Raw genomic sequence first — 25,495 nt, 5'->3', positions numbered from 1 at the left:
TGCGCGCTGTGGCTTCCTACGGCGCCACGCGCCCCGGCCGGTCAGGCGGCAGCGTGCGGATGTGGACGATGTCGGGACGGGCCAGCGCAACCGCCGGCCACCCATTCAAGGAGATTCGACATGGTCCCCATCATCCTCTGGCTGCTCGGCGTGCCACTGGTTCTGATCGTCTTGTTGATGCTGTTCGGCGTGCTGTGAGCAGCGTACACCGTTCGCATTGAGGCCCCTTCCCCCTCTGGGGGAAGGCTGGGATGGGGGCTGCGCGAAAAGCAGCGCAGTCGGCGCACGCGGCCCCCGCCCCCACCCTCCCCCAGAGGGGGAGGGGGTCGATCAGTCCGCCACGCGACCGCGCCAGAACTGCAGGATCTCCCGGCCCAGGGCCTGCGCATCCGGCGCACCGGTGTCGAACTGCGCCACCACGGACATGTGGTTGTGCCCTTCGCACTGCACCACGCGCGGCGCAGCGCCGTCGCGCGCGGCCAGCGCCTCGGCGAAGGCCAGGCCATAGAGGTCCAGCAGCGGGTTTTCGTATTGGGCGATCACCACCATCGCCGGCACCGGGCAACGCTGCGCGTGCGTGAGGGGCGAGCGGGCTTCGTACAGCGAGGCGTCCTCGCCGAAATAGGCACGCACGCCGTGCGCGTTCGGGTTCACCGGCAGCACGTCGGCCTTCAGCCGCGCCGACACCAGCACCAGCGCGCGCGCGCGGCAGCCCGTGAGTGGCAGCGCCGGGTCCATGGCGTAGCTGGCCACGTGCGTGCCGCCGGCCGAATGACCGATCAGGAGGATGCGCCGCGCGTCGCCGCCGTGCCCCTCGATGTTCCGCGCCACCCATTCCAGGGCGGCGGCCACGTCCAGTGCGCCTTGCGGATACGCCGCGCGCGGGGCCGGCCGGTACTCCACGTTCACGCCCACGAATCCCTGCCGCGCAAACCACAGCAGCACGTTGTCGTACACGCCCTCCGGTGCCGACTTGTCGCCCCGCACGAAGGCGCCGCCATGCACGAACACGACGACATCGGCGCCCGCCGCGCCCCGCGGTGCGAAGACGTCCAGGACCTGCCGGGGGTCGTCCCCATAGGCCAGGTCGCGGCAGACGCGGATGCCCTCGCGCGGCTGCGCGAGCAGCACGGGTGCGTAGAGTTCCTTGACTTCCTGGCTGTGGCGCCCGATGTCCTGGGCCCAGCGCGGACCGATGCGGTCCAGGGCCGCGCGAATGTGTTGCTGCGCCTGCGCTGCGGCGGACTCGTTCCTCATGCCTTCCATGCAATGGCCTCGACTTCGACCTGCCATTGTGGCCGGGCCAGGGCGGCCACCACCACGAGGGTCGAAGCGGGCCGCGCGTCGCCCAGGAACTTCGCGCGCACGGGACCGAGCCGGGCGACCTGCGCCGCGTCGGTGAGGAAGGTGCTGACCTTGACCAGGTCCTGCACGCCCATGCCGGCTTCGGACAGCAGCGCCACGAGGTTCTGCCAGCAGACTTCCGCCTGGCCCTCGAAGTGCTCGGGGATGCTGCCGTCCGGCCGCACGCCGACCTGGCCCGACACATGCAGCCAGCGCCCGCCCGAGGGTGCCAGCACCGCCTGGCTGTACGGGCCGCCCGGCGCGGCGACGCTGGGCGGGTTGAGCGCCTTCAGGCCGTCGCTCATTTCACCAGCCCGGCCTTCTGCACCACGCCGGTCCACTTGTCCGCCTCGGCGCGGACGAACGTGCCGTAGTCCTGCACGCTGCCCGTCTCGGGCTCGGCGCCCATGTCACGCAGGCGCTTCTGGATGTCGGGCGACTTGAGGATGGCGGTGAGCTCGGTGTTGAGCTTCTGGACCACCGGCGCCGGCGTGGCGGCCGGCGCGAAGATGCCGAACCAGGCCGTGACCTCGTAGTCCGGCAGGCCGCTCTCGCGGGCGGTGGGCACCTCGGGCAGCAAGGCGCTGCGCTCGCGCGAGGTCACCGCCAGCGGCTTGAGCTTGCCCGACTGCACGTTGGGCAAGGCGGTGGCCAGCAGGTCGAACATCAGCGGCACGTGGCCGGACAGCACGTCGTTGAGCGCCGGGGCGCTGCCCTTGTAGGGGACGTGCAGCAGGTCCACCTTGCCTGCGCTGGCCATCAGCTCGCCGGCCAGGTGATTGGACGTGCCCGGCCCCGCCGAGGCATACCCGATCTTGCCGGGCTGCGCACGGGCCATGCCCAGCACGTCGTTCACGTTCTTCACCGGCACCGAGGGATGCGCGACCAGCACGAAGGGAATGGCCGCCACCGGCGAGACCGCCGCGAAGTCCTTCACCGGGTCGTAGCCCACCTTGTTCATGGCGGGGTTGATGGCCTGCGAGCTCACCGTGCCGAGCAGCAGGGTGTATCCGTCGGCCGGCGAACTGGCCACCGCCTTGGCGCCGATGGCGGTGCCGGCGCCCGGCTTGTTCTCCACGATCACGTTCTGGCCGATGCGCTCGCCCAGCTTCTGTCCCAGCGTGCGCGCCAGGATGTCGGCCGAGCCGCCCGGCGGATACGGCACGACCAGGGTGACCGGCTTGGCCGGCCAGGTCTGCGCATGCAGCGCGGGTGCGACCAGGGCCGCGGTGGCGATCAGGGCCGAAGACACGAAGGCAGGGAACATGGCGATCTCCTGGGTTGCATCAATGCATGCGGGCGGCCTGGTCCACTTCAGGCACCGCCGGGATCTCGACCCCGTAGGGCGCGACGTCCTCGCGGATCTGCTCCAGCGCGCGGCGGATGATCGCCACCTCCTCGTCCGGATGGGTCGCGCCCAGGCCGTGCTCGGAGGCCAGGGCCCGATTGCGACCGGCGCGGCGGCGCTCCTCCTCGGGCAGGTTGACCACCGCGTACACGCCGTTGAGCAGGCTGCCGCGCAGCTTCTTGGCCACCTTGGCGCCCAGGAGCTGCTTTTCCTCCACCGGCAGGTCGCTGAAGAAGCGCCGCATGATGATGCGCCCGAACTGGATGTGCCGCGCCTCGTCGCGCAGGATGAGCTGGCAGGCGCCGCGGATCGAGCGGAAGCGTGCGTTCTCGTAGCGCGCCTGCAGCAGCTCGCCCGAGAGCTGCTCGAAGAGCGTGTTCACGGCCAGGCCGGCGAAGAAGCTCATGGCCTTTTCGTCGCGCTCGTCGTGGAAGCGCGGGATCACGGCCTTGAAATAGTCGGCGCGCGGCTCGGTCTGGTAGCCGCCCAGGGCCTGCGCCACGCGCACCGAGGCCTCGTGGTGGCGCAGTTCCTCGGCGATGAAGTTGACGATGTGCTGTTTGATCTCCAGCGGCTGGTGGTCGAAGATGGCATCGCGCAGTCGCTCGGCGCCATAGGGCAAGGCGCCGTGCTCCATCCAGGCGCGAAGGCTCCACCACTCGGCGCCCGCCTGCCGCAGCTCGGGAGATAGGTCGGCTTCCTGCAGGTCCGAGAAGTCGATGTCGGCCGGCGACCAGGCCAGCTCGCGCGCCTGGTCGCACAGGCGCTGCACCTCGGGAAATTCCGTGACCCAGCGGATGGGGTACGGGTTCGGAACGGGGGCGATCTCTTCCAGCATGGAAGCCTGCATACGGGGGTCCTCTCGGTAGGGCTTGCGAAGCCATGGTGCGGTGCCTGCCGGGGTGGCGTCCAATACCGTTGGCGGGCCGGCGTGATAGCTTTGGCGAATCACGAGCTTTTCCGGGAGTGCCATGGACCTGCGCCAGCTTCGACAGTTCGTTGCCGTCGCCGAGGAGCGCAGCTTCCGCCGCGCCGCCGAGCGCCTGCACGTCTCGCAGCCACCGCTGAGCGTGGCCGTGCAGCGCCTGGAGGACGACGTCGGCGCCCGGCTGCTGGACCGCGACCGGCAGGGCGTGCGGCTCACGCCGGCCGGCGAGGCCTTCCTGCTCGAAGCGCGCCGCACCCTCGCGCACGCCCAGGTGGCGGTGGAGATCGCGCAGCGCGCCGCCAGCGGCAAGCTGGGAACGCTGCGCCTGTCCTTCGTTCCCAGCGCCGGGCTGAACGTGCTGCCCCAGCTGCTGCGGGCCTTCCGGCGCACCCACCCGGACGTGAAGCTGATCCTCTCGGGCGACACCACCGCCGCGCAGATGGCCGCGCTGGCGCAAGGCAGCACGGACCTGGGTATCGTCGTGCCGCCGCTGAACGAAGCGCGCGGGCTGAAGATGGAGGTGTTGCGGCAGGAGGAGCTGGTGCTGGCCGTGCCCCTGGAGCACGCCCTGGCCGGGCAGGAGCGCGTGCAGCTCAAGGACCTGGCGCAGGAGGACTTCGTGGGCTTCCCGACCAAGGAAGGCCCGGGCTTCGAAAGCGCCGTGATGGCCGCCTGCCAGGAATGCGGCTTCATCCCCCGCTTCGTGCAGACGGCCTCGCAGATGCAGGCCATCCTGGCGCTGGTGGCGGCGGGCCTCGGCGTGGCCCTGGTGCCCCAGGCCCTGTGCGCCGTGCACATGGACGGGGTGCGTTTCCTGCGCGTTCGCAAGCGGCAGGCGGCGCTTCGCTATGCGCTCGGCCTGGCCTACAGCCCGGACAACCCCAATCCGGCGCTGGCGGCGTTCCTGGGCGTGGCGCGGCGGTCCGAGGTCCGCGTCGGGCGTTGAAGAGCGACGGTGCGCCTCAGGCGCCGCGCGCCCGGTAGCGCTGCGCCAGCCGGGGCAGCAGCAGCACCATCAGCACCACCACCAGCAGCGTGAGCGACATGGGCCGCTGCAGGAAGACCAGCGGGCTGCCCTCGCCGATGGAGATGGCGTTGCGAAGCTGCGCCTCGGCCAGCGGGCCCAGGATCATGCCCACCACCACGGGCGCGGTGGGGAAGTCGAAGCGGCGCATGACCAGGCCCAGCAGGCCGATGCCCCAGAGCAGGTACAGGTCGAAGGCGCTCTGGCGCATGCCGTAGGCCCCCACGGTCGCGAAGATCAGGATGCCGGCGTACAGCTGCGGGCGCGGGATCTTGAGCAGCTTGACCCACAGGCCCACCATCGGCAGGTTCAGCACCAGCAGCATGAGGTTGCCGATATAGAGCGAGGCGATCAGCGCCCACACCAGGGCCGCCGAGGACGTGAACAGCTGCGGCCCGGGCTGGATGCCGTAGTTCTGGAAGGCGCCCAGGAGCACCGCCGTGGTGTTGGAGGTGGGGATGCCCAGCGTCAGCAGCGGAATGAGCGCCGCGGTCACGCTGGCGTTGTTGGCGGCCTCGGGCCCCGCCACGCCTTCGATCGCGCCGCGCCCACCGAACTCGGCCCGGTGTTCGCCCTTGGCCAGCTTCTTCTCCGTGGCGTAGCTGAGGAAGGTGGGAATCTCGGTGCCGCCGGCCGGGATGCAGCCGAAGGGCGTGCCGATGGCGGTGCCGCGCAGCCAGGCCGGAACCGAACGCCGCCAGTCGCTCGCGCTCATGTGCACACGGCTCATGGGGTTGCGCTTTTCGATCACGCGACCTTCGAAGAGCGCCACGTGCAGCACCTCGGCCACGGCGAAGAGGCCCACGGCCACCAGCACGATCTCGATGCCGTCCAGCAGCTCGGGCGTGTTCAGCGTGTAGCGCGGCTGGCCGGAGATCTGGTCCAGGCCCACGGTGCCGATGGCCAGGCCGAGGATCAGCGCCGTGATCCCGCGCAGCGTGCTCTGGCCGAGCACCGCGCTCACCGTCGTGAAGGCCAGCACCATCAGCATGAAGTACTCGGGCGGGCCGAGCCGCACCGCGAAGTTGGCCACCCAGGGCGCGAACAGCGTGACGATGACCGTGGCGATGGTGCCCGCGACGAAGGAGCCGATGGCCGAGGTGGCCAGGGCGGCACCCGCGCGGCCGCTCTTGGCCATGCGGTTGCCTTCCATGGCCGTGACCATGGTGCCGGTCTCGCCCGGCGTGTTCAGCAGGATGGAGGTGGTCGAGCCGCCGTACATCGCGCCGTAGTAGATGCCGGCGAAGAAGATCATCGACGAGGCCACCTCCACCTTGGTGGTGATGGGCAGCAGCATGGCCACGGCGACGGCCGGACCGATGCCCGGGAGCACGCCCACGGCCGTGCCGAGCGCGCAGCCCACCAGGGCCCACAGCAGGTTGGCCGGCGTGGCCGCGACCGCGAAGCCGGCCCACAGGGCGTTGAGCAGTTCGGCCATCAGATCCACCCCGTCGCGGTCAGGCCTGGCAGGCTGATGCCGAGGAATTGCGTGAAGGCCCAGTACACCGGCCCGGCGACCGCCGCGCCGCCGGCCAGGTCCACTGCCCAGGTGCGGGCGCCGACGGCCTGTCCCGCCGCACGCCGCAAGCCCTGCGCCGCGAGGAGGTAGCACAGGGTGCAGGCGAGCACGAAGCCGATGGTGGTGATGAGCGCCGCGCTGGCGAGCAGCCCCGCCGACACCCAGGCCAGGCCCGGCCACCAGGGCCGCGCCGCCACGGGATCGTCGGGCAGCTCACGGAAGCCGCCGGTGAAGGCCTCGCGCAGCAGCATGAGGCCGCAGACGACCAGCCCCACCGACACCAGCCAGGGCAGGAAGTTGGGGCCCACGCCGCCATAGCCGGCCGAGGAGGAGATGCCGATCGCACCCACCGCCAGGGCCAGCCCCAGCAGGACGATGCCGCCGGCGACGACGGCCTGGGCGCGGCGCCCGGACGCTGCCGGGCCGGCACCCGCGGGCGCCGTCTCAGTGCCCGGCGTTCCTGCCGCGGCCAGCACGCGGTCGCTCGTGGCCCGCGGATGCTCGGCGCCCACCTCAGACCATCCCGGACTTGACCATGGTGGCGCGCAGGCTGGCGAATTCGTCGTCCACGAACTTCTCGAAGGCCGGGCCGGCGAGCACGGCCGGCGTCCAGTTGTTCTTCTCCAGGGCCTCCTGCCAGGCCTTGGTCTTGACGGCGGCCAGGACCATGTCGGTGACCTGCTTGCGCTGGGCCTCGCTGAGGTTGGGCGCGCCGTAGACGCCGCGCCAGTTGCCGATCTCCACGTTGATGCCCTGCTCCTTGAGCGTGGGCACGTTCACGCCCTTCAGGCGCGCACCCGAGGTGACGGCGATGGGCTTCATCTTGCCGGCCGCGATGTGCTCGGCGAACTCGCTGTAGCCGCTGCCGCCCACGGTGACGTTGCCGCCCAGGATGGCGGCCACGGCCTCGCCGCCGCCCCGGAAGGCGACGTAGTTGATCTTCGCCGGATCGACGCCCACGTCGCGCGCGATCATGGCCGCGGCGATATGCTCGGTGGAGCCGCGCGAGCCGCCGCCCCACTTGACGCTGCCCGGGTCCTTCTTGAGCTGGGCCACCACGTCGGCCATGGTCTTGAACGGCGAGTTGGCCGGCAGCACGAAGACGTTGTATTCGCTGGTCAGGCGCGCGATGGGCGTGGCCTGCGACAGGCTCACCGGCGGCTTGCCGGTGATGATGCCGCCCAGCATCACCGCGCCCATGACCATCAGCGCGTTCGGGTCGCCCTTGTTCGCATTGACGAACTGCGCCAGGCCCAGCGCGCCGGCGGCGCCGCCCTTGTTCTCGAAGTTCACGCTGTCGGCGACCTTGGCGTCCTGCAGGGCGCGGCCCAGGGCGCGGCCGGTGGTGTCCCAGCCGCCGCCGGGGTTGGCCGGGATCATCATCTTCACGTTCGCCGCCGCCCGCGCGGACAGCGGCAGGGCACCGGCGGCGGCCAGCGCGGCCAGGGACTTGAGGAAGGTGTCTCGACGCATGGATGTCTCCTGAGGTTGTGGGGCGAGGCGATGGTGTGCCCCCCCGCTGTCATTCGGCTGTCGCGGATGCCTAGGGAAAACACCAGCTGCCGCCTCGCGACAATCGGCTCGCCATGCACCTGCTCCTGGTCGAAGACGATCCCTCGATGCGCCAGACGCTGGACCGCGCGCTCAGCCGGCGCGGCCTGCGGGTCAGCGCCTGCGAGGACGGGCACGAGGCCTTGCAGGCCTGGCAGGGCCTCGCACCCGACGTGGTGGTGCTGGACCTCAGCCTGCCCGGGCTCGACGGGCTGCAGGTGCTGGAGCGCGGGCGGCAGGCGGGCCTGGACACACCCGTGCTGATCCTCACCGCCCGGGGCACCGTGGGCGACCGCATCCTGGGACTGAACGCCGGCGCGGACGACTACCTGCCCAAGCCCTTCGACCTGGACGAGCTGGAGGCGCGCGTGCGGGCCCTCGCCCGCCGCCGCGCCGGCCCGCCAGCCCCGGACGCGGGCCGCAGCGCGGTGGGCTCGCTCGTGCTGGACAAGGCCAGCGGCGCCGTGCACCACGAGGGCCGCGTGCTCGAACTCACCCCGCGGGAGACCGCGCTGCTGCAGGCGCTCATGGTCCGGCCGGGCCATGCGGTCCCGAAGGAACGCCTGTTCGAGCTGGTCTTCCCGGGTCAGTCCGAGGTGCAGTACGAAGCCGTGGAAGTGGTCGTCTATCGCCTGCGCAAGAAGCTCGCGCCCACCGGGGTCACGCTCATGACGCTGCGCGGCCTGGGCTACCTGCTCAAGGCGTCCTGAGGCGCCGATGCCCATGCGCTCCGCCTCCCTGCGCCGCCGGCTGCTGGTAGGCATCCTCGTGCCGCTGGTGCTGCTTTTGGCGCTCAACGGCGCCATGCTCTATGCGCGGGCCCTGGCGGCCGTCAACACCGCCTACGACCGCACCTTGCTGGCCTCGGCCAAGACCATCGGCGAGCAGCTGGAGGTGGTGGGCTACGACGGCGCGGCGCGCCTGCGGGCCACCGTGCCCTACTCCGCCCTGGAAGCCTTCGAGGCGGACAACCGCAGCCGCATGGTGTACCGGGTTTCCGACCTGCAGGGCGAGTGGGTGTCGGGCTACGACGAGCTGCCCTTCTGGCGCGGCACCCTGCCCGCCCGACCGCCCTACGCGGCGCTGGTGGACTTCTACGACGCGCGCTACCAGGGCCTGCCGGTGCGCATGGCCGTGCTGCTGCAACCCGTGTCCAGCGCGCAGGGCCGGGCCATGGCCGTGGTGCAGGTGGCCGAGACGCTGGAGCTGCGCCAGGCGCTGGCGCAGCAGATCCTGATCGACACCCTCTGGCGGCAGGCGGTGGTCCTGGCGGTGGTGGCCGCCGTGGTGGTGCTGGTCGTGCAGCGCACGACGCGCCCCGTGCGCCAGCTCTCGCAGCAGCTGCGCGAGCGGCCCGAAGGCGACCTGCGCCCGCTGGTGGCGGGCGATGCGCCGCGCGAACTGCAGCCCCTGGTGGAAGCCACGAATTCCGTGATGGCCCGGCTGACCCAGCTGCTGGACAACCAGAAGCGCTTCGTGCGCGACACCGCGCACCAGCTGCGCACGCCCCTGGCCGTGCTGCGCACGCAGCTGCAGTCGGCCCTGCGCGGCGACGTCGAACCGCAGCGCGCGCTGGCGGAGATCAACGCCACCGTGGACCGCGCGACGGCCCTGGCCAACCAGATGCTCTCGCTGGCGAAGGTGGAGCAGCTGCGCCAGCGGCCCGATGCCGGCGTGAACGACCTGGCCGCCCTGGTGCGCGCCGTGGCCCTGGAGCTCTCGCCGCTCATTGCCGACAAGGACATCGACTTCGCCATCGAGACCGAGCCCGCTCCCGTGGCGGCGCACGAATGGATGCTCAGCGAGCTGGCCCGCAACCTGCTGCACAACGCCGTCCGCCACAGCCCCGCGCAGGGCATGCTGGTGGTGCGCGTGGAGGCCGAGCCCGGCTGGGCCGTGCTGCAGGTGTGCGACAGCGGCCCGGGCCTGCCGCCGGGACTGCGCGAGCGCCTCTTCCAGCCCTTCTCGCCGGGCGACGCCCGCGCGGGCTCCGGCCTGGGCCTTGCGATCTGCCACGAGATCGTGCAGGCGCTCGGCGGCACGATCAGCCTGGTGGACCGTGCCGAGGGCGGGCGCACCCAAGGCCTGGACGCGACGGTGCGGCTGCCGCTGGCCGAAGTCCGCGCCGCCTGAACGGCCGCGTCATCCGGGGGCGCCCGGACGCCCGGCACCCCGGCTGCGGCGCCAGTGCTCGCGCTGCTCGGGCGTGAGCACCTCCTCCATCTGCCGGCGGGCCTGCAGCGAGTTCTCGAACATCTGGCGATGCAGCGCGGCGAGCGCGTCGTAGTTGCCGCGTTCCTGCTGCTCACTGGCGGCGCCGCCGCCGGCCCCCATGAGCTGCTGCGCGCGTTCCATCAGCGGCCACTGCCGCTGCGCCAGGTCCTGCTGGATGGCCGCCATGCGCTTGCGTTGATCTTCGCTGAGCGTGGCCGCGATCGCGTCGAGGCCAGGACCGCCGCCACCCATCATTCCCGGACCCATGCCCCCGCTGGGGCCACCCATCATTCCCGGACCCATGCCCCCGCCGGGGCCGGCCATCATTCCTGCGCCCATGCCGTATCCGGGTCCGTAGGCGCCCATCACGCCAGGGCCCATGCCGCCAGGGCCCATGCCGGGAGCCATCACGCCAGGGCCCATCACGGCGGGGCCGATGCGCGCCTGCGGGCCAGGCCCGGCGGCCTGCGGCGCGCTGCAGCCGGCAGCCATCACAGCCGCGGCGGTCAGAATCGCTGAGAGTGCACGTTCCATGAGAGTCTCCTGATGGCTGCGACGCATGCACCCTAGCCAGCCCGAGGCCAACGCGATTTGACGGCGATCAAGCGCGGGGAAGTCCGTCGGTCGCCGCACCGCTGCGCAGTAATCGTGCGGCCGATCAGATCAGCGCCACCGACGCGGCACACGCGGCGGCCACGCCTCCCATGAGCACGCCCTGCGTCATGCGCGCGGGCGATTCGATCCACCCCCACGCCACCACGACCGTGGCCGCCAGGGCCCCCGCAGCGATGGCGACGGGGGACCGAAGCATTGTGGCGCCGAGATGCTGATTCGCAAGCAGCCCCAGGCCACCGATCAGCGCTGCGGCGACCAGCGGCACCAGCGCCTTGGCGCCAGGCGAGGCTCGTGCCGGGCTGCGGCCACCCGGCGTCGGCGCAGGCAGTGCGGACCATGCGGAAGTGCACATCCGATTCACCTGCGCAGGGTGGCTTCATCCGGACTGGAGGGCTGCCCCGGAAAAACGATTGCTTCTGACACGATGCACTCCTGTTCGCCTTGAAGAAGCATGCATCGTCAACATTGACATCGTGTCAATGTCAATCCCGGAAGTGAAAGCAACCGCACGGCGCGTGCGGGATTGGCACTGCCCCGGAGCCCGGCCCGGCGTGCGCACCGGCCTACTTGCGCGTGTAGATCTGGTCGAAGCTGCCGCCGTCCGCGAAATGCCGCCCGGACGCCTGCTCCCAGCCGCCGAAGGCCTGATCCACCGTGAACAGCTCCAGCGTCGGGAACTGCCTGGCGTACCGGGCCTGCGCCTGCCGCGAAGCGGCCGGGCGGTAGAAGTGGCGGGCCACGATGTCCTGCCCTTCTTCGGAATACAGGTACCTGAGGTAAGCCTCGGCCACGGCACGCGTGCCCTTCCTGTCCACGACGCGGTCCACGACCGCGACCGCGGGTTCGGCGAGGATGCCGAGTGACGGCGTCAGCAGTTCGAACCTGCCGGGGAACTCCTTCGCGAGCAGGTGGGCCTCGTTCTCCCAAGCAATGAGCACGTCGCCCATGCGGCGCTGCGCAAACGTGATGGAGGCGCCGCGCGCACCCGTATCCAGCACGGGCACGTTGCCATAGAGCCGGCTCACGAACTCCCTGGCCTGCGCATCGCCCCCGTGGCGGCGGCGGGCGTACTCCCAGGCGGCGAGATAGTTCCAGCGTGCACCGCCGGAGGTCTTGGGATTGGGCGTGATCACGCCGATGCCGGGCCGGGCCAGGTCCTCCCAGTCCTTGATGCCCTTGGGGTTGCCGGCCCGGACCACCAGGACGACGGTGGACGTGTAGGGCGAGGCATTGTTCGGCAAGCGCTTCTGCCAGCCGGGCTGGACGAAGCCCCCATGCCGCACCAACGCCTCGGTGTCCCCCGCCAGCGCCAGCGTTGCCACGTCCGCCTCCAGCCCGTCGAGGATGGATCGCGCCTGCTTGCCCGAGCCCCCGTGCGACTGCTTGACGACCACCACCTGCCCCGTGCGTGCCTTCCACTCGCGGGCGAAGGCGGCATTGAACTCGGCGTACAGCTCGCGCGTGGGGTCGTAGGAGACGTTGAGCAGTTCGATGCGTTGTTGCGCCGTGGCAATGCCAACGCCCGCCGGGAGAAGGAATGCCGCAGGAAAGCGGACGATGGCGCGCCGAGAAAGCATGAGGAATCCGTGCGTTGTCGAAGGGAAGCCGATTGTGTGAAGCCCAGCGGGAAAAAGAGAACGATGGATTTCTCACATGCTCATTCGGATATGCATATCGGAATTCCCGGCCCGGTCGCATCAGAATGGACCCGTGCCCTCCAGGCCCCATGCAGCAGCAACTTCCCGCGGAGTACGGCAATGCGACAGATCGAGTTCTGGCTGGAATACGCGAGCACCTGCTCGTACCTGACCGTATGACCGTGGACTCCACGGCAGGGAGCTCACCATCACGCGGCGAATGAATTTCACTGCCGTTTCGGGTGCCGTGGTGCTGGCGCTGGCCGCGGGGCCGACCTGCGCGGCATCCGGGCAGGTCGGCGCGCAGGCGGCGCCGGCGTCTGCCTCCGGCGCTGGCGAAGCGGCTCCCGTGGAGACTCGGGCCACGGTGCGCTCATGGATCGAAGACGAGGGCGGACGCCTGTACGTGCACCTCAAGATCGTGCCCCGCGCGAAGCTGCCCTTCACGACCCTGCGCTTTCGCGTGCGCGACCGGCGCCTGCTCGACGATCTGCGCGAGGGCACCAGCGTGAAGTTCCGGGCCGAGCGCATCGAGGGGGAGAACACGCTCGTGACGATCCGCGCCGTTCCTCCCTGCGAACGGTTCCAGCGCTGCGATTGATTCGGGGCGCTGAGCTGATGGGGCGCGAGGCCCGGGCGCTTGCGTCGCGCACCCCACGCAGGAGCGGCCCGCGTTGCTACAGTCGGCCGATGCTCCGACCCGTGGCCGCCCTGCTCCTGGCACTTGCATGGGGAGGTCCGGCCGCTGCACAGACGCAGCACCGCCCGCCCCTGCCGGAACTGCTGCAGCGCGCGGGCGCGGCGAACGAGCGCGGCGCGCCTGATTCGACCCGGCTCGACGCCGCCGCCACGCGCAGCCAGCAGCTGCCCTTCTTCCGGTCGGTGATGGCCGCCCCGCTGGAGGCGCCCTACCGCCTTGGCGTGCTGGGCGACGCAGTGCGCGCTGCCGCGGCCTCGCCGCACCAGTCGATCAGCCTGGTGGGCCCGCTGGCGGGCCTGCAGGTGCAACGCGGCGTGGACGCCGTGACGCCGGCGATTGACGCGCAGTTGGCGCGCGCCGCCGATCCACTCGCGGCCAGCCTGGCCTGGATGGCCGACACGCCCGCCGCAGCCGGATGGGTTCCGACGCTGCCGGACGCGGCCGTGTTGCCGAATCCCTTGCGCCACGAGCTCGCCCGCGTGATCGCTGCCATGTCGCAGGCCTACCGCTTCCAGCAGCGCGCCTTCGAGCGCCTTGCGCCGGGCGTGTCGGCGCAGCTGCTTCGGCAGCAGGCGCTGGAAGACCGGCTCGCCCTCTTCGAGACCCCCGACTTCCGGCAGCTGCTGCCGCTCGTCGAACGCGAAGCGCTCCTGGCCGGCATGCTCGACCTGGTGGCCGCGGTCGAACGCCTGCAGGCCTTCGTGAAGGACCAGGCCGCGCTGCCCGCGGTGGCCTGGTCGCTGCAGACGCCCTTGGGCTGGATCGTGGTGGACACCACGGGCCGCGACAACCGACACGTTCTCGAGGACGCCTTGCTGGTGCTGGACGTGGGCGGCGACGATGACTACGAGTTCCTCGCGCGCAGCGACACGCACCGCCTCAGCGTGCTCCTGGACCATGGCGGCAAGGACCGCTACGTGAGCGTCGCGCCAGGCGCCGATCCGTCGAGCGCGACGCTCGGCTACGGCATCCTCTGGGACACCGAAGGCGACGACCGCTACCAGGGCACCCGGCAGGCACAGGCCGCGGCGCTTTTCGGCGCAGCCCTGCTCGTCGATGGCGGTGGCGACAACCGCTTCGTGGCCGGCAGCCGTTCGCAGGCCTATGCGCTCGGCGGCTTCGCGGTCCTGCTCACCGGCGGCGGCAAGGACAGCTTCGAGGCACAGACCTATTCCCAGGCGACGGGCGGGCCGCTCGGCGTGGCGCTGCTGGTGGACACGGGGGGCAACGATCGCTACGCCCTCACGAACGAACCGCTGGTGCGCCCTTCGCCGCAGTTGCCGGATCGGAACGCCTCCATGGGACAAGGCGCTGGCTATGGCATGCGCGGGGTGTTCTTCGACGGCCGCTCGCTCGCCGGCGGCATCGGGCTGTTGCTCGACCTGGCCGGCAACGACCGCTACGAGGCGCAGGTGTTCGCGCAGGGCGTGGGCTACTACCAGGGCCTGGGCATGCTGCTGGACGACGGCGGCGACGACCAGTTCGAAGCGGCCTGGTACGCCATGGGTGCCGCGGCCCACGAAGCGGCCGGGGTGTTGCTCAAGCGCGGCACGGGCAAGGATGCCTACCGCACCAGTCACCCGATCACGCTGGGCTCCGCGCACGACCTGTCGGTCGGCGTGTTCGTGGACGAGGGCGGGGACGACGACTACGCCGCCGGCACGATGAGCCTGGGCGTCGCGCACGCCAACAGCACCGGCCTCTTCGTCGATGCTGCGGGCAAGGACCACTACCGCCTTGCCACGCCCGACTGCCGCGCGCTGGGCGCCGCCTACCAGCCGGCGTGGGGCAACGTTCGCGAGAGCCTGCCGAACCTGGGCCTCTTCCTGGACCTTGGCGGCATCGACCGCTACCCCGCGCATTGCGCCCGCGCGGCGAACGACGGCCTCTGGCCCGGCCCGCGCGCATGGCCGCAGCTGGACCTGCCCAGCGAAGCCGCAGCCGGCATGGACGGCGACTGGCCGCTTCCATTCGCGCTGCGTCTGCGCACGCGGCCACGCCCCGAAGCGGCCGAGTGAGTTCGGCCACCAGGCCGCGACACCACGCGCCTTGTCAGGGCGCCGGAACCCGCAGCGCTATCCCAGCGTGAGCAGCCACTCGTGCGCCGCATCGGCCACCTGCTGGTGGCGGTCGGTGTAGATGTGGTCGCAGTCCTCGACCATCACGCGCCGCACCGAAGGCGCGTTGGACAACGCGCGCTCGAAGTCGATGGAAAAGGACAGCTGCGGCTTCTCATGGTCACCGGCGAGCAGGAAGACCGGCACGCGGATGCGGTCCGCATAGCGCAGCGCCGTCGTGGCCGCATCCGGTCCGTACTTGTTGATGTAGGTCCGAAAGCACATCAGCCCCTTCATCGCGGGCGTGTTGGTGGGCATGTCCACGTGCATCAGCTCCTCGCCCCGGCCTTGCGCCACCATCTCCTGGCAGCGCGCCAGGAGGCGCTGGTGCGCCGGCCAGTCCCAGACCTTTTCGTCGGGCAGGCGCGGCGAGGAGAACATCGCCAGCGCGACGACCTCGTCGGCGGGGGCATGGGCCTGCGTGTACGCCGCCTTCAGGCCGCCCAGGCTGTGGCCGGCGATCACGATGCGCCGGTGCCCCCGTTCGCGCAGCCAGCGCTGGCCGGCCTGGAAGTCCAGCACGCAGTCCTCGATGGTCTCGTAGGCCGCGCCGACCCAGCGGCGATCGCCCGGGTTCATGGCCACCCAGTCGTGGCCCCGGTTGTTGATCATCGCCACGCCCCAGCCGCGCGCCGCGACGCGCTGCAGCGCGCCCCAGAGGCCCGAGAGGGTGAAGGAGTTGCCCACCCCGTGGGTGGCCAGCAGCACCGGCGCCTGCGGGTCGCGCGGCGGCAGCCAGGCGAGCTGCAGCGTGACCGCGTCCTCGGTGAGGAGGGTGTGGATCTCCACCTGCACGGCGTCAGTCCGCCTTGATGTCCGCGGCCTTGACCACCTTGGCCCAGCGGGCCAGGTCATCGCTCGTGAGCTTGGCCAGGTCCTGCGGCGAGCCGGTGAGCGTGGACAGGCCCTGCTTGGACAGCACCTCCTTCAGCTCGGGCGAGGCCAGCAGCGCATTCACGTCGCGATTGAGCTGCGACACGACCGCGGGCGGCGTGCCGGCCGGGGCGTACATGCCGTACCAGATGTCGGCGTCGAAGTCCTTCACGCCACTGGCCTCGGCCACCGAGGGCACGTCCGGCGTGGTCTCGGCGCGCTGCTTGCCCCCGGAGGCCAGCATGACCAGCCGGCCCGCCTTCACCTGCGCCTGCGCCACGTGGATCGGCAGGAACATCAGCTTGACCTGGCCGCCCAGCACGTCCTTCACGGCGCCCGGGGTGCCGCTGTAGGGGATGTGGGTGAGGTTCACGCCCGTGCCCTGCTTGAACAGCTCCATCGCCAAGTGGTGCGGCGTGCCGTTGCCGGGCGAGGCGTAGTTGATCTCGCCGGGCTTGGCCTTGGCCATGGCCAGCAGCTCGGCCACGTTCTTGACGCCCAGGCTCGGGTGCGCCACCAGCGCCAGCCGACCGATGGCCAGCGGCGCGATGGGCTGCAGGTCCTTGACCGGGTCGTAGTTGGCGTTGGGACGCAGTGCCTTGTTCAGCACCAGCGTGTTGGCCGTGACCATGATGGTGTGGCCGTCCGCGGGCGAGGCGGCGACGTGCTGCGTGCCGATGGCGGAACTGGCACCGTTGCGGTTGTCCACCACCACCGGCTGGCCCCACTTGTCGGCCAGCTTCTGGCCGATGGTGCGGCCCAGGATGTCCGGTCCCGTGCCGGGCCCGAAGGGGACCACCAGCTTGACGGCCGTGGAGGGGTACTTGTCCTGCGCCGATGCCGGCAGGACGGCGCCGGCCAGCAGGGCGGCGCCTGCGATGGCCGCGGTCAGTCGCAGGGCCGAGCGGCGTGCGGCGGAAGGGGTGTGGATCAGGTTCATCTTCGTCTCCGTTAAATAGGTCGTATGGACATGCCGCGCGGGTGCGCGGATGGCGGCTCGGACGGCTAGCCAGCGCGGCCCTGGGCCAGGGCCAGCACGCGGCGCGCCTGGTCGATCGAGCAAGTGGGTTCATGGCCGACCCAGGCCACGAAGTGGTCCGGCCGTACCAGCACCCACTGCGCGCCGTAGCGATCTGCTTCACCGCCGGCGGCTTCCTGCACCAGCTGCAGTGGCAGGCCCTGTTCGGCCGCCGCGTCCCGGAAAGCCTGGGTGGCCTGGGCATCGGCACCCAGCGCGAGCAAGGTGAAGCCGGGGCCGAGCGTTTCGAACACATTGCGCCCATCGGCCAGCACGGCCGGCGCCAGGTGGTGCCCGGCACGGGCCTCGAAGCGGTGCGAGCCCTTGGCGCTGCAGCGGGCCTCGCCCGTACCGGGCCACACCACGGGCGAGCCCTCGTAGTGCGGCTCGAAGGCGTTCACCTCGCCCACCGCGCCCTGCGCGCGCGCCTGCCAGGCGGCCTCGAAGCCGGCGCGATCGCGCGCCGGGTCGTGGGCCTCCAGGAACTGCTTGTCGTCGGCGATGGACTTGGCGATGAAGTCGTCGATGGTGGAGGCGAACACCGGACGCCGCTCGGCGTCGTAGGTGTCCAGCAGCGCCTGCGCGCCCCAGCCCTGCAGCGTGGCGGCCAGCTTCCAGCCCAGGTTGCGCGCGTCCTCCAGCCCGGAGTTGACGCCGTAGCCACCATAAGGCGGGTGGCTGTGCGCGGCGTCGCCGGCGATGAACACCCGGCCGGCCCGGTAGCGGTCGGCGATGGCGAAGCGCAGGTCCCAGAAGCCGATGTGCTCGAAGTCCACCTCGAAGTCCGCACCCACCGCCTCGTTCAGGAAGCGCTTGAAGTCGAAGTTCTCGGCCGTGGTGCCGACGGGCACCGGCGCGTGGAAGAACCAGGTGCTGCCCAGGTCCACCCGGCCCAGGAACTTCCAGTAGCCCTCCAGCTCGGGCTGCAGCACGTTGTAGTAGCTCTTGCCCGGGTAGCGCTGCAGCAGCTCGTGCAGCTGGCGCGACTTGAACACCAGCAGCACCATCACGCGGTCGTGGTCGGTGCGCGTCTGGGTGATGCCGGCCTGCTCGCGCACGCTGGAACGCGCGCCGTCGCAGCCCACCGCATAGGCCGCACGCAGCGTGCGCCGGCCCTCGCCGCGGCGTTCGCGGACGTTCACCGTCACGCCCTCGGCGTCCTGCGACAGCGTCTCGGCGTCCCAGCCGTAGAGGGTCTCCACGCTGGGCAGTTGCGCCGCGCGCGCGCGCAGCACCGCCTCGGTGGCGTACTGCGGCAGGCGCTCGTTGGCAGTGAAGTAGAAGGGCTTGACCAGCTCCCGCTGCAGCCAATCGTAGTGGTAGGGCCCCAGCAGGCTGCCGTAGGCGGTCAGGCCGCCGATGCCGTACTCCGCGGGAATGGTGCGCGCGGCGCGCAAGGCCTTTTCCGCACCCCAGAAGTGGAAGTGCTCCATGGTGCGCTGCGTGAGGTTCTGCCCCTTCGGGATGGGCTGCGGCTGCGCGTAGCGCTCCACCACCGTGCAGCGGATGCCGCGCTGGCCCAGTTCGATCGCAAGGCCCATGCCGACGGGGCCGCCGCCGACGATCACCACGCCGGCGTCCTGCTGGCCGGCCGTTGTCCTGTCCGTAGTCATCTTGCTCCAAGTCCGGTGCAACCGGCGCCCACGGCGCCGCGCTGCCACACAATTGGAAGCCGTTCCTTGACATGAATCAAACGGAACATTCTGATGAACTATTCAGGGAAGTTGATGAATGTGAGCAGCCGCCAGCTGCTCGCCTTCCTGGAAATCTGCCGGCTGCAGAGCTTCGCCCGCGCGGCCGAAACCATTCCGCTGTCGCCTTCCGGCGTGAGCATGCTGGTCAAGGAACTGGAGGAGCAGGTGGGCGCGCGCCTGTTCGAGCGGACCACCCGTTCGGTCACGCTGACCGAGGCGGGCCGCCGCCTGCAACCCGTGGCCGAACGCATCGTCGGCGAGCTGCGCAGCCTGGAGGCCGTGATCGGCGGCGCGCAGGAGGCGGTGCGCTCGCGCCTTGACGTGGCGGCCACGCCCATGGTGGCGGCAACCCTGCTGCCGGCCGTGGTGCGCCGCTTCGCCGAGACCCATCGCAACGTCCGGGTACGGCTGGCCGACGTGGACGTGAACATGGTGCGCCGCCGGGTGCTGGAGGAAGAGGCGGACATCGGCCTGGGCTTCTTCATCAAGCCGGCCGCGGGCCTGGTGCGCGAGCCGGTGTGCCGCTTCAGGCTGATGCGCATCAGCCCGCCCGGCACGCAGCCCCCCGGCCTGGGCCCGAGCCGCCCCTGGAGCAGCCTCAAGGGCCTGCCGCTGGTGAGCCTGCCCACGGACAACCCGATCCAGGCGCTGATCGAGAAGCACCTGGGCCGCCTGGGCAGCCAGCCGCAGGACCGCCCGCGCATGAACCTCATCAGCACGCTCATCGGCATGGTGCAGGCCGGGCACGGACATGCCATCGTCCCGTCCTTCGTGCTGGACGAGTGCGTGCGCCACGGGCTGAGCGTGGCCATGCTCGTGGAGCCGGCGGTGCACCTGGACCTGTTCCTCGTCTCGCGGCGGGGCGCGGCGGGCAAGCCGGCGGCGGCGGACTTCGCGCAGGCCCTGAAGGCGGCTGCAGCCCGGCTGGCCGGCTAGCCGGTACATTGGACCGCCCTGTCCTGGAGGTCCTTATGCATCGGGTGATCGTCGTCGCATTGGCGAGTGTTCTCGTGAGCGGCTGTGGCTGGTTCGAGCGGAAGTTCACGGCCAACCTCACCGGCTACGCCGTCTCCTGCGTGGACGGCGTGGCCTACCTTCAGTTCCCGAGCGGCGTGACGGTGCAGTACGACCGCAGCGGGCGCATCAAGACCTGCTGAGCCCCAAGCCGTGTTCTCGCACGTCTTCCATCGACGGGAAGCGGCGCGCGTACCACGCGCACGGATACGGCGTACTGCAGGAACACGAAGGGCAACCAGCTCTGCGGGGTCTGCCACGCCGGGCCGGCATGAGAAGTGGGGGAGTGAGTTCAGGACGCCTTTCCGCGAAGCGACGGCAGTGTGCTGCTGTCCTTGGGGAGGGTCCTGGCGGAAACGGAGGGATTCGAACCCTCGATGCGGCTCTACACCGCATACTCCCTTAGCAGGGGAGCACCTTCGGCCTCTCGGTCACGTTTCCTGTGCAGGGGCTGGATGATAACCCAAGCCCGGGGCAGTTCAGCTCTCCGGCTGGTCGAGATCGAAGGCGCGGTGCAGGGCGCGCACGGCCAGCTCCATGTACTTCTCGTCGATGACGACCGAAGTCTTGATCTCGCTGGTGGAGATCATCTGGATGTTGATGCCCTCCTCCGACAGCGCGCGGAACATCTTGCTGGCGATGCCCACGTGGCTGCGCATGCCGATGCCCACGATGCTGACCTTGCAGATGCGGGTGTCGCCCTCGATCTGGTCCGTGCCCAGGCTGGGCAGCACCTTGGTCTTGAGCAGGTCCACGGTGCGCGCGTAGTCGTTGCGGTGCACCGTGAAGCTGAAGTCGGTTTTGCCGTCCTTGGAGATGTTCTGGATGATGACGTCCACCTCGATGTTGGCGTCGGCCACCGCACCCAGGATGGTGTAGGCGATGCCGGGCTTGTCGGGCACGCCCAGCACGGAGATCTTGGCCTCGTCGCGGTTGAACGCGATGCCGGAGACAACGGCTTGTTCCATTTGTTCGTCTTCCTCAAAAGTGATCAAGGTGCCGGAGTGGGCTTCTTCCTCGATCGGGATGTCCCAGGGTGTGAAGCTGGACAGCACGCGCAGGGGCACGCGGTACTTGCCCGCGAACTCCACTGAGCGGATCTGCAGCACCTTGGAGCCCATGGAGGCCATCTCGAGCATTTCCTCGAAGCTGACCGACGACAGGCGCCGTGCCTCGGGCACCACGCGCGGATCGGTGGTGTAGACGCCGTCCACGTCCGTGTAGATCAGGCATTCGGCCGCCTGCATGGCAGCGGCCACCGCCACCGCCGAGGTGTCGCTGCCGCCACGGCCGAGCGTGGTGATGTTGCCCTTCTCGTCCACGCCCTGGAAGCCCGTGATGACGACGACCTTGCCGGCGGCAAGATCAGCGCGGACCTTCTTGTCCTCGATGGATTCGATGCGGGCCTTGGTGTAGGCGCTGTTGGTGCGCACCGGCACCTGCCAGCCCGCGTAGCTCACCGCCTCCAGGCCCTCGGCCTGCAGGGCGATGGCCAGCAGGCCGACCGAGACCTGCTCGCCCGTGGAGGCCAGCATGTCCAGCTCGCGCAGCAGGGCATCGGAGGAGCGCGCGGGCGACAGCTCCTTGGCCAGGCCGAGCAGGCGGTTGGTCTCGCCGCTCATGGCGCTGGGCACCACGACCATCTGGTGGCCTGCCCGCGCCCACTTGGCCACGCGCTTGGCGACGTTGCGGATGCGCTCGGTCGAGCCCATCGACGTGCCGCCGTATTTGTGAACGATCAATGCCATGGAAAAGAAGAGAAAGGCGCGCGGGCGGCAAGGCTGGAAGTCGCTGGCCGCAAGGACGGGGCGTCCTGCGCAAAAGCGGCGAAATTATATCGCCGGGTGCCAGGCCAGCCGCGGGCCTTCGCGTTCGACGCGGCCGGAGGCGACCTTGATGCGGATGCCATGGCCGCGCGTGCGGCAGGCCTGCACCTGGTCCAGCAGTTCCTCCAGTTGCGCGCTGCTGCAGGCCACGCCGTGGCCGGCAGCGAGCCAATGGCGCAGCAGGTTGGCCTGGCGCTCGCGGGGCAGGCGCTGCAGGGCCGCGATGTCCGGGTCGCCCTGCATGGCGGACAGGTCGTCCTGCGCCAGCGCGTGCAGCAGCCGCTGCGCCTGCGCCGCGTGCCGGGCCGAGCGCGCGAAGGTGTCGCGAAAGGCCGGGAAGGCCGCTTCCAGCGCGGGCATGAGCCCGTGGCGGATGCGGTTGCGCGTGAGGCCGGTGTCGGCGTTGCTCGGGTCCTCGATCCAGCCCTGTCCCTGGGTTCGCAGCCATTCCCGCAGCACCGGCCCGGGCAGGCGCAGCAGGGGGCGCAGGAAGGTGACGCCGTCGCGTTCGAAGGACGGCGCCATGCCGGCCAGGCCGGGCAGGCCCGCGCCGCGGCTCAGCGCCAGCAGCAGCGTCTCCACCTGGTCGTCCGCGTGCTGGCCGAGCAGCACCGTGCGCAGGCCATGGGCCTGCGCCACGCGCGCGAGGGCTTCGTAGCGGGCACGGCGGGCGGCATCCTCGGGGCTGTCGCCGGGCGCGTGGCGCGCATCGACGCGCTCGACGTGGATCGGCACGCCCAGGCATTCGCAGACCTGCGCGCAATGGCGCTCGAAGTCGTCGGCCGCGGCCTGCAGGCCATGGTGGACATGCAGGGCCTGCACCTGGCCGGGCCGCAGCCGCGCGGCGGCGAGGAGAAGCGCCGTGGAATCGGCACCGCCGCTGTAGGCCACGCCCAGCGGCACGCCCACGGGCACGTCGGCGAGCGCGGCCTCCACGGGCCCGCGCGCCGGGGAGGACGACTCAGAGGGCTTCGGCCTTGGTGTCGTTGAAGCGGCCATAGCTTTGCAGCCGCTCGTAGCGCCGGTCCAGCAGCTCGCGCGGCTTGAGGTCGGCCACCTGGCGCCAGGCGTCGTTGAGGGCGCGCTTGAGGAGCGCGGCCATGTGGCGGTGGTCGCGGTGGGCACCGCCCACCGGCTCGCTCACGATCTTGTCGACCAGGCCCAGGGCCTTGAGGCGATGCGCCGTGATGCCCATGGCATCGGCCGCGTCCTGGGCCTTGTCGGCGGTCTTCCAGAGGATGGAGGCGCAGCCTTCGGGGCTGATGACCGAATACACGGAGTACTGCAGCATGAGCACCTGGTCGGCCACCGAGATGGCCAGCGCGCCGCCGGAGCCGCCCTCGCCGATGATGGTGGTGATGATGGGCACCTGCAGCTGCGCCATCTCGAAGATGTTGCGGCCGATGGCTTCCGACTGGCCGCGTTCCTCGGCGTCGATGCCGGGGTAGGCGCCGGGCGTGTCCACGAAGGTGAAGACCGGCAGCTTGAACTTCTCGGCGGTCTTCATGAGGCGCAGCGCCTTGCGGTAGCCCTCGGGCCGGCTCATGCCGAAGTTGCGGGCGGCGCGCTCGCGCGTGTCACGCCCCTTCTGGTGGCCCAGCACCATGCAGGCGTGGCCGTTGAAGCGGGCCAGGCCGCCGACGATGGACTTGTCGTCGGCGAAATGGCGGTCGCCGTGCATCTCGACGAACTGCGTGAAGATTTCGCCCACGTAGTCCAGCGTGTACGGCCGTTCGGGATGGCGCGCGATCTTGGTGATCTGCCAGGGGGTGAGCTCGCTGTAGATGTCCTTGGTCAGCTGCTGGCTCTTCTTGGAGAGCTGGTCGATCTCCTCGGAGATGTCCACCGCCGACTCGGTCTGCACGTAGCGCAGTTCTTCGATCTTGGTTTCGAGCTCGGCGATGGGCTGCTCGAAATCGAGAAAGGTTCGTTTGGCCAAGAGGACCTCGATTGTTTTCTGGGGAGCCGCGCGCGGGGGCTCCGGACCCTAATACTCGACCGGCAGCGGATCGAGCGACCGCCAAATATACCAAGTGGCCACGCTGCAAAAAGGGGCCCAGGCGGCCGCCACCTCGCGGGCGTCGCTGCGGCTGACGGCCTCGCCGGAGAAATAGTTCTTGCTGATGCCGTTGATGAGGCCGATGTCGTCCAGCGGCAGCACGTTGGGGCGCATGAGGTGGAAGATGAGGAACATCTCCGCCGTCCAGCGGCCGATGCCGCGGATGTCCACCAGCTCCGCGATGACGGCCTCGTCGTCCATGTCGTCCCAGGCGCTGGCCTTGATGGCGCCGGAGTCGAAGTGCAGGGCCAGGTCCACCAGGTACTCGATCTTGCGCGCCGACAGGCCCGCCGCGCGCATGTCGTCCACCTTCAGGCGCAGCACGTCCGCCGGGGCCATCTTGCGCGGCAGCAGCGCGAAGCGGTCCCAGACGCTCTGCGCCGCCTTCACGGAAATCTGCTGGCCGACGATGCTGCGCGCCAGCGTGGTGAAGGCGTCGCCGCGCGAACGCAGGCAGGCGTCGCCGAACTGCGGGATGAGGCGCTTCATCACGCGGTCCTTGCGCGCCAGGTGCTTGCAGGCCTCCTGCCAGTAGGGAGGCTGCACGACCTCCACGGGGCTGCCGGTCGCGTCGCTCATGGCGCGGCCTCCCAGGTGGTGCCGGTGGGCGAGTCCTTGAGCACGATGCCCTGCGCGAGCAGCTCGGAGCGGATGCGGTCGGCGGTGGCGAAGTCCCGGGCCTGCTTGGCGGCGGCACGCTCGGCGATGCGCTGCTCGATGCCGCCGGCGTCCAGCGCCGCCCCGCCCTGCAGGAACGCACGCGGCTCGCCCTGCAGCAGCCCCAGGCAGCCGCCCAGTGCCTTGAGCAGGCCCGCGAGCGGTGCCGAGCGCGTGCGATTGACCTCGCCCGCCAGCTCGAAGAGCACCGCCACCGCCTCGGGCGTGCCGAAGTCGTTGTCCATGGCGGCCTTGAAGCGCGCGGCATGGGGCTCCTGCCAGTCGATGGCCAGCATCGGTGCCGGTGCCACCGCGTCCAGCGCGGTGTAGAGGCGCCGCAGCGCATTGCGCGCGTCGTCCAGGTGCACGTCGCTGTAGTTCAGCGGGCTGCGGTAGTCCGCGCGCACGATGAAGAAGCGCAGCGTTTCGGCGTCGAACTTCTGCAGCACCTCGCGGATGGTGAAGAAGTTGCCCAGCGACTTGGACATCTTCTCGTTGTCGATGTTGACGAAGCCGTTGTGCATCCACACGCGCGCGAGGGCCTTGCCGTGCGCGCCTTCGCTCTGCGCGATCTCGTTCTCGTGGTGCGGGAAGATGAGGTCGGCCCCGCCGGCATGGATGTCGAAGGTTTCGCCGAGCAGCGCGCAGGACATGGCCGAGCATTCGATGTGCCACCCGGGGCGGCCGCGGCCGTAGGGGCTGTCCCACTGCGCGTCCTGCGGCTCGGTGGGCTTGGCGGACTTCCAGAGCACGAAGTCCAGCGGGTCTTCCTTGCCGTCCAGCACGGCCACGCGCTCGCCGGCGTGCAGCTCGTCCAGCGACTTGCCCGAGAGCTTGCCGTAGCCGGGGAAGCGGCGCACGGCGTAGTTGACGTCGCCGGAGGTGGCGCGGTAGGCGAGCTTGCGCTGTTCCAGGGAGCGCACGATGTCCAGCATCTGGGGCACGTAGTCGGTGGCGCGCGGCTCGTGGTCCGGGCGGGCGATGCCCAGCGCGTCGAAGTCGCGGTGCATCTCGCCGATCATCCGGTCGGTGAGTGCGCGCACGGGCTCGCCGTTCTCCACCGCGCGGCGGATGATCTTGTCGTCGATGTCGGTGATGTTGCGAACGTAGGTGACGCGCAGCCCGCTGGCCTGCAGCCAGCGCCGCACCACGTCGAAGGCCACGTTGGCGCGGGCATGGCCGACATGGCACAGGTCGTAGACGGTGATGCCGCACAGGTACATGCGCACATGCCCGGGGTCGATCGGAGCGAAGTCCTCGGCCGCCCGCGAGAGCGTGTTGTGGATGCGCAGACTCATGAATGCTCACGGCCGCTGCACGCGGGCAGGGCCGATGGATACGGTGGGTTCGGGTGTTC

General features: G+C 70.5%; 25 protein-coding genes and 1 tRNA gene. 7 read left to right on the top strand and 19 right to left on the bottom strand.

What is annotated here, in order from left to right; genetic code table 11:
- Positions 1 to 330: 330 nt before the first annotated feature.
- The 4 genes from EZ242_RS02780 to EZ242_RS02765 are packed head-to-tail and all read right to left on the bottom strand — an operon-like array spanning position 331 to position 3,542.
- A complete protein-coding gene (locus tag EZ242_RS02780; RefSeq protein WP_135283572.1) occupies positions 331 to 1,257 on the bottom strand; it encodes an alpha/beta hydrolase in 927 nt (308 codons plus the stop codon).
- On the bottom strand, positions 1,254 to 1,649 hold the full coding sequence (locus EZ242_RS02775) for a RidA family protein (RefSeq protein WP_135283571.1): 396 nt from the start codon (positions 1,647 to 1,649) through the stop codon (positions 1,254 to 1,256). The genes EZ242_RS02780 and EZ242_RS02775 overlap by 4 nt, the downstream gene beginning before the upstream one ends.
- Positions 1,646 to 2,611 (bottom strand): Bug family tripartite tricarboxylate transporter substrate binding protein, encoded by a 966-nt coding sequence (locus EZ242_RS02770; protein ID WP_135283570.1) that lies wholly within the window; start codon positions 2,609 to 2,611, stop codon positions 1,646 to 1,648. Before EZ242_RS02770 ends, EZ242_RS02775 begins: the two co-directional genes overlap by 4 nt.
- Positions 2,612 to 2,630: 19 nt before the next feature.
- Positions 2,631 to 3,542 (bottom strand): ferritin family protein, encoded by a 912-nt coding sequence (locus tag EZ242_RS02765; RefSeq protein ID WP_135283569.1) that lies wholly within the window; start codon positions 3,540 to 3,542, stop codon positions 2,631 to 2,633.
- Positions 3,543 to 3,663: 121 nt separating this feature from the next.
- On the opposite strand from EZ242_RS02765, the gene EZ242_RS02760 reads away from it, so the two are divergent.
- Entirely contained in the window at positions 3,664 to 4,566 is a 903-nt protein-coding gene (locus EZ242_RS02760) for a LysR family transcriptional regulator (RefSeq protein WP_135283568.1), read from the top strand.
- A gap of 16 nt (positions 4,567 to 4,582) precedes the next feature.
- On the opposite strand, the gene EZ242_RS02755 is transcribed toward EZ242_RS02760, so the two are convergent.
- The 3 genes from EZ242_RS02755 to EZ242_RS02745 are packed head-to-tail and all read right to left on the bottom strand — an operon-like array spanning position 4,583 to position 7,636.
- Entirely contained in the window at positions 4,583 to 6,082 is a 1,500-nt protein-coding gene (locus EZ242_RS02755) for a tripartite tricarboxylate transporter permease (protein WP_135283567.1), read from the bottom strand.
- A complete protein-coding gene (locus tag EZ242_RS02750) occupies positions 6,082 to 6,636 on the bottom strand; it encodes a tripartite tricarboxylate transporter TctB family protein (protein WP_135283967.1) in 555 nt (184 codons plus the stop codon). Before EZ242_RS02750 ends, EZ242_RS02755 begins: the two co-directional genes overlap by 1 nt.
- 40 nt (positions 6,637 to 6,676) lie before the next feature.
- Complete coding sequence (locus tag EZ242_RS02745) at positions 6,677 to 7,636, bottom strand: Bug family tripartite tricarboxylate transporter substrate binding protein (RefSeq protein ID WP_135283566.1); 960 nt, start codon at positions 7,634 to 7,636, stop codon at positions 6,677 to 6,679.
- Positions 7,637 to 7,749: 113 nt separating this feature from the next.
- On the opposite strand from EZ242_RS02745, the gene EZ242_RS02740 reads away from it, so the two are divergent.
- Both EZ242_RS02740 and EZ242_RS02735 read left to right on the top strand, forming a co-directional pair.
- Positions 7,750 to 8,424 (top strand): response regulator transcription factor, encoded by a 675-nt coding sequence (locus tag EZ242_RS02740; protein ID WP_135283565.1) that lies wholly within the window; start codon positions 7,750 to 7,752, stop codon positions 8,422 to 8,424.
- Positions 8,425 to 8,437: 13 nt separating this feature from the next.
- Positions 8,438 to 9,847, top strand: coding sequence for a sensor histidine kinase (locus EZ242_RS02735; protein WP_240786960.1), 1,410 nt, complete (start codon positions 8,438 to 8,440; stop codon positions 9,845 to 9,847).
- 9 nt (positions 9,848 to 9,856) lie between these two features.
- Here EZ242_RS02735 and EZ242_RS02730 read toward each other — a convergent pair whose 3' ends face one another.
- From EZ242_RS02730 to EZ242_RS02720, 3 genes are all read right to left on the bottom strand, one after another.
- Positions 9,857 to 10,462, bottom strand: coding sequence for a hypothetical protein (locus tag EZ242_RS02730; protein ID WP_135283563.1), 606 nt, complete (start codon positions 10,460 to 10,462; stop codon positions 9,857 to 9,859).
- A 124-nt stretch (positions 10,463 to 10,586) separates the two neighbouring features.
- Positions 10,587 to 10,895 (bottom strand): hypothetical protein, encoded by a 309-nt coding sequence (locus EZ242_RS02725; protein ID WP_135283562.1) that lies wholly within the window; start codon positions 10,893 to 10,895, stop codon positions 10,587 to 10,589.
- A gap of 211 nt (positions 10,896 to 11,106) precedes the next feature.
- Positions 11,107 to 12,120: a sulfate ABC transporter substrate-binding protein gene (locus EZ242_RS02720; protein ID WP_135283561.1), complete on the bottom strand. Its 1,014-nt coding sequence runs from the start codon at positions 12,118 to 12,120 to the stop codon at positions 11,107 to 11,109.
- A 280-nt stretch (positions 12,121 to 12,400) separates the two neighbouring features.
- On the opposite strand from EZ242_RS02720, the gene EZ242_RS02715 reads away from it, so the two are divergent.
- Together EZ242_RS02715 and EZ242_RS02710 are read left to right on the top strand one after the other, a co-directional pair.
- Positions 12,401 to 12,781: a copper-binding protein gene (locus EZ242_RS02715; protein ID WP_135283560.1), complete on the top strand. Its 381-nt coding sequence runs from the start codon at positions 12,401 to 12,403 to the stop codon at positions 12,779 to 12,781.
- A gap of 89 nt (positions 12,782 to 12,870) precedes the next feature.
- Positions 12,871 to 14,898: a hypothetical protein gene (locus tag EZ242_RS02710; RefSeq protein ID WP_135283559.1), complete on the top strand. Its 2,028-nt coding sequence runs from the start codon at positions 12,871 to 12,873 to the stop codon at positions 14,896 to 14,898.
- A gap of 57 nt (positions 14,899 to 14,955) precedes the next feature.
- Here the strand turns inward: EZ242_RS02710 and EZ242_RS02705 are convergent, their stop codons facing one another.
- The 3 genes from EZ242_RS02705 to EZ242_RS02695 form a co-directional block, all read right to left on the bottom strand.
- Positions 14,956 to 15,792 carry an alpha/beta hydrolase gene (locus tag EZ242_RS02705; protein WP_167784621.1) on the bottom strand — a complete coding sequence of 279 codons (837 nt, stop codon included), beginning with the start codon at positions 15,790 to 15,792 and terminating at the stop codon, positions 14,956 to 14,958.
- Between the two features lie 4 nt (positions 15,793 to 15,796).
- Positions 15,797 to 16,810, bottom strand: a complete 1,014-nt coding sequence (locus tag EZ242_RS02700; RefSeq protein WP_135283557.1) for a tripartite tricarboxylate transporter substrate binding protein — start codon at positions 16,808 to 16,810, stop codon at positions 15,797 to 15,799.
- 65 nt (positions 16,811 to 16,875) lie between these two features.
- Positions 16,876 to 18,501, bottom strand: coding sequence for an FAD-dependent monooxygenase (locus EZ242_RS02695; RefSeq protein ID WP_135283556.1), 1,626 nt, complete (start codon positions 18,499 to 18,501; stop codon positions 16,876 to 16,878).
- Positions 18,502 to 18,615: 114 nt separating this feature from the next.
- On the opposite strand from EZ242_RS02695, the gene EZ242_RS02690 reads away from it, so the two are divergent.
- The gene (locus EZ242_RS02690; RefSeq protein ID WP_135283966.1) at positions 18,616 to 19,518 is read left to right on the top strand and encodes a LysR family transcriptional regulator; all 903 of its coding nucleotides are present in this window, start codon (positions 18,616 to 18,618) and stop codon (positions 19,516 to 19,518) included.
- A 35-nt stretch (positions 19,519 to 19,553) separates the two neighbouring features.
- Entirely contained in the window at positions 19,554 to 19,739 is a 186-nt protein-coding gene (locus tag EZ242_RS02685) for a hypothetical protein (protein WP_135283555.1), read from the top strand.
- Between the two features lie 205 nt (positions 19,740 to 19,944).
- Here the strand turns inward: EZ242_RS02685 and EZ242_RS02680 are convergent.
- The 6 genes from EZ242_RS02680 to cysS form a co-directional block, all read right to left on the bottom strand.
- Positions 19,945 to 20,037: transfer RNA gene (locus tag EZ242_RS02680), tRNA-Ser, on the bottom strand.
- Positions 20,038 to 20,075: 38 nt separating this feature from the next.
- Positions 20,076 to 21,344: an aspartate kinase gene (locus tag EZ242_RS02675; protein WP_135283554.1), complete on the bottom strand. Its 1,269-nt coding sequence runs from the start codon at positions 21,342 to 21,344 to the stop codon at positions 20,076 to 20,078.
- A gap of 84 nt (positions 21,345 to 21,428) precedes the next feature.
- Positions 21,429 to 22,358, bottom strand: coding sequence for a tRNA lysidine(34) synthetase TilS (gene tilS, locus EZ242_RS02670; RefSeq protein ID WP_240786959.1), 930 nt, complete (start codon positions 22,356 to 22,358; stop codon positions 21,429 to 21,431).
- A 25-nt stretch (positions 22,359 to 22,383) separates the two neighbouring features.
- A complete protein-coding gene (locus tag EZ242_RS02665; RefSeq protein ID WP_135283552.1) occupies positions 22,384 to 23,361 on the bottom strand; it encodes an acetyl-CoA carboxylase carboxyltransferase subunit alpha in 978 nt (325 codons plus the stop codon).
- A gap of 48 nt (positions 23,362 to 23,409) precedes the next feature.
- Positions 23,410 to 24,060 (bottom strand): DNA-3-methyladenine glycosylase family protein, encoded by a 651-nt coding sequence (locus EZ242_RS02660; RefSeq protein WP_135283551.1) that lies wholly within the window; start codon positions 24,058 to 24,060, stop codon positions 23,410 to 23,412.
- Complete coding sequence (gene cysS, locus EZ242_RS02655; RefSeq protein WP_135283550.1) at positions 24,057 to 25,436, bottom strand: cysteine--tRNA ligase; 1,380 nt, start codon at positions 25,434 to 25,436, stop codon at positions 24,057 to 24,059. Before cysS ends, EZ242_RS02660 begins: the two co-directional genes overlap by 4 nt.
- Positions 25,437 to 25,495: the final 59 nt, after the last annotated feature.

The sequence above is a fragment of the Ramlibacter rhizophilus genome, from assembly GCF_004681965.1.
In the GTDB taxonomy this organism is placed as follows: domain Bacteria; phylum Pseudomonadota; class Gammaproteobacteria; order Burkholderiales; family Burkholderiaceae_C; genus Ramlibacter; species Ramlibacter rhizophilus.
The sequence above is the reverse complement of the archived record's forward strand: the minus strand, read 5'-3'. Positions and strand labels throughout refer to the sequence as shown.

What these genes read in the sequence shown, in the direction of transcription:
- EZ242_RS02685 (WP_135283555.1), top strand. Translation starts at nt 19,554, where the DNA reads ATGCATCGGGTGATCGTCGTCGCATTGGCGAGTGTTCTCGTGAGCGGC.
- EZ242_RS02745 (WP_135283566.1), bottom strand. Translation starts at nt 7,636, where the DNA reads ATGCGTCGAGACACCTTCCTCAAGTCCCTGGCCGCGCTGGCCGCCGCC.
- EZ242_RS02740 (WP_135283565.1), top strand. Translation starts at nt 7,750, where the DNA reads ATGCACCTGCTCCTGGTCGAAGACGATCCCTCGATGCGCCAGACGCTG.
- EZ242_RS02660 (WP_135283551.1), bottom strand. Translation starts at nt 24,060, where the DNA reads ATGAGCGACGCGACCGGCAGCCCCGTGGAGGTCGTGCAGCCTCCCTAC.
- EZ242_RS02720 (WP_135283561.1), bottom strand. Translation starts at nt 12,120, where the DNA reads ATGCTTTCTCGGCGCGCCATCGTCCGCTTTCCTGCGGCATTCCTTCTC.
- EZ242_RS02755 (WP_135283567.1), bottom strand. Translation starts at nt 6,082, where the DNA reads ATGGCCGAACTGCTCAACGCCCTGTGGGCCGGCTTCGCGGTCGCGGCC.
- EZ242_RS02730 (WP_135283563.1), bottom strand. Translation starts at nt 10,462, where the DNA reads ATGGAACGTGCACTCTCAGCGATTCTGACCGCCGCGGCTGTGATGGCT.
- EZ242_RS02765 (WP_135283569.1), bottom strand. Translation starts at nt 3,542, where the DNA reads ATGCAGGCTTCCATGCTGGAAGAGATCGCCCCCGTTCCGAACCCGTAC.
- EZ242_RS02735 (WP_240786960.1), top strand. Translation starts at nt 8,438, where the DNA reads ATGCGCTCCGCCTCCCTGCGCCGCCGGCTGCTGGTAGGCATCCTCGTG.
- EZ242_RS02715 (WP_135283560.1), top strand. Translation starts at nt 12,401, where the DNA reads ATGAATTTCACTGCCGTTTCGGGTGCCGTGGTGCTGGCGCTGGCCGCG.
- EZ242_RS02695 (WP_135283556.1), bottom strand. Translation starts at nt 18,501, where the DNA reads ATGACTACGGACAGGACAACGGCCGGCCAGCAGGACGCCGGCGTGGTG.
- EZ242_RS02675 (WP_135283554.1), bottom strand. Translation starts at nt 21,344, where the DNA reads ATGGCATTGATCGTTCACAAATACGGCGGCACGTCGATGGGCTCGACC.
- EZ242_RS02780 (WP_135283572.1), bottom strand. Translation starts at nt 1,257, where the DNA reads ATGAGGAACGAGTCCGCCGCAGCGCAGGCGCAGCAACACATTCGCGCG.
- cysS (WP_135283550.1), bottom strand. Translation starts at nt 25,436, where the DNA reads ATGAGTCTGCGCATCCACAACACGCTCTCGCGGGCGGCCGAGGACTTC.
- EZ242_RS02760 (WP_135283568.1), top strand. Translation starts at nt 3,664, where the DNA reads ATGGACCTGCGCCAGCTTCGACAGTTCGTTGCCGTCGCCGAGGAGCGC.
- EZ242_RS02770 (WP_135283570.1), bottom strand. Translation starts at nt 2,611, where the DNA reads ATGTTCCCTGCCTTCGTGTCTTCGGCCCTGATCGCCACCGCGGCCCTG.
- EZ242_RS02725 (WP_135283562.1), bottom strand. Translation starts at nt 10,895, where the DNA reads ATGTGCACTTCCGCATGGTCCGCACTGCCTGCGCCGACGCCGGGTGGC.
- EZ242_RS02775 (WP_135283571.1), bottom strand. Translation starts at nt 1,649, where the DNA reads ATGAGCGACGGCCTGAAGGCGCTCAACCCGCCCAGCGTCGCCGCGCCG.
- EZ242_RS02700 (WP_135283557.1), bottom strand. Translation starts at nt 16,810, where the DNA reads ATGAACCTGATCCACACCCCTTCCGCCGCACGCCGCTCGGCCCTGCGA.
- EZ242_RS02710 (WP_135283559.1), top strand. Translation starts at nt 12,871, where the DNA reads ATGCTCCGACCCGTGGCCGCCCTGCTCCTGGCACTTGCATGGGGAGGT.
- EZ242_RS02690 (WP_135283966.1), top strand. Translation starts at nt 18,616, where the DNA reads ATGAATGTGAGCAGCCGCCAGCTGCTCGCCTTCCTGGAAATCTGCCGG.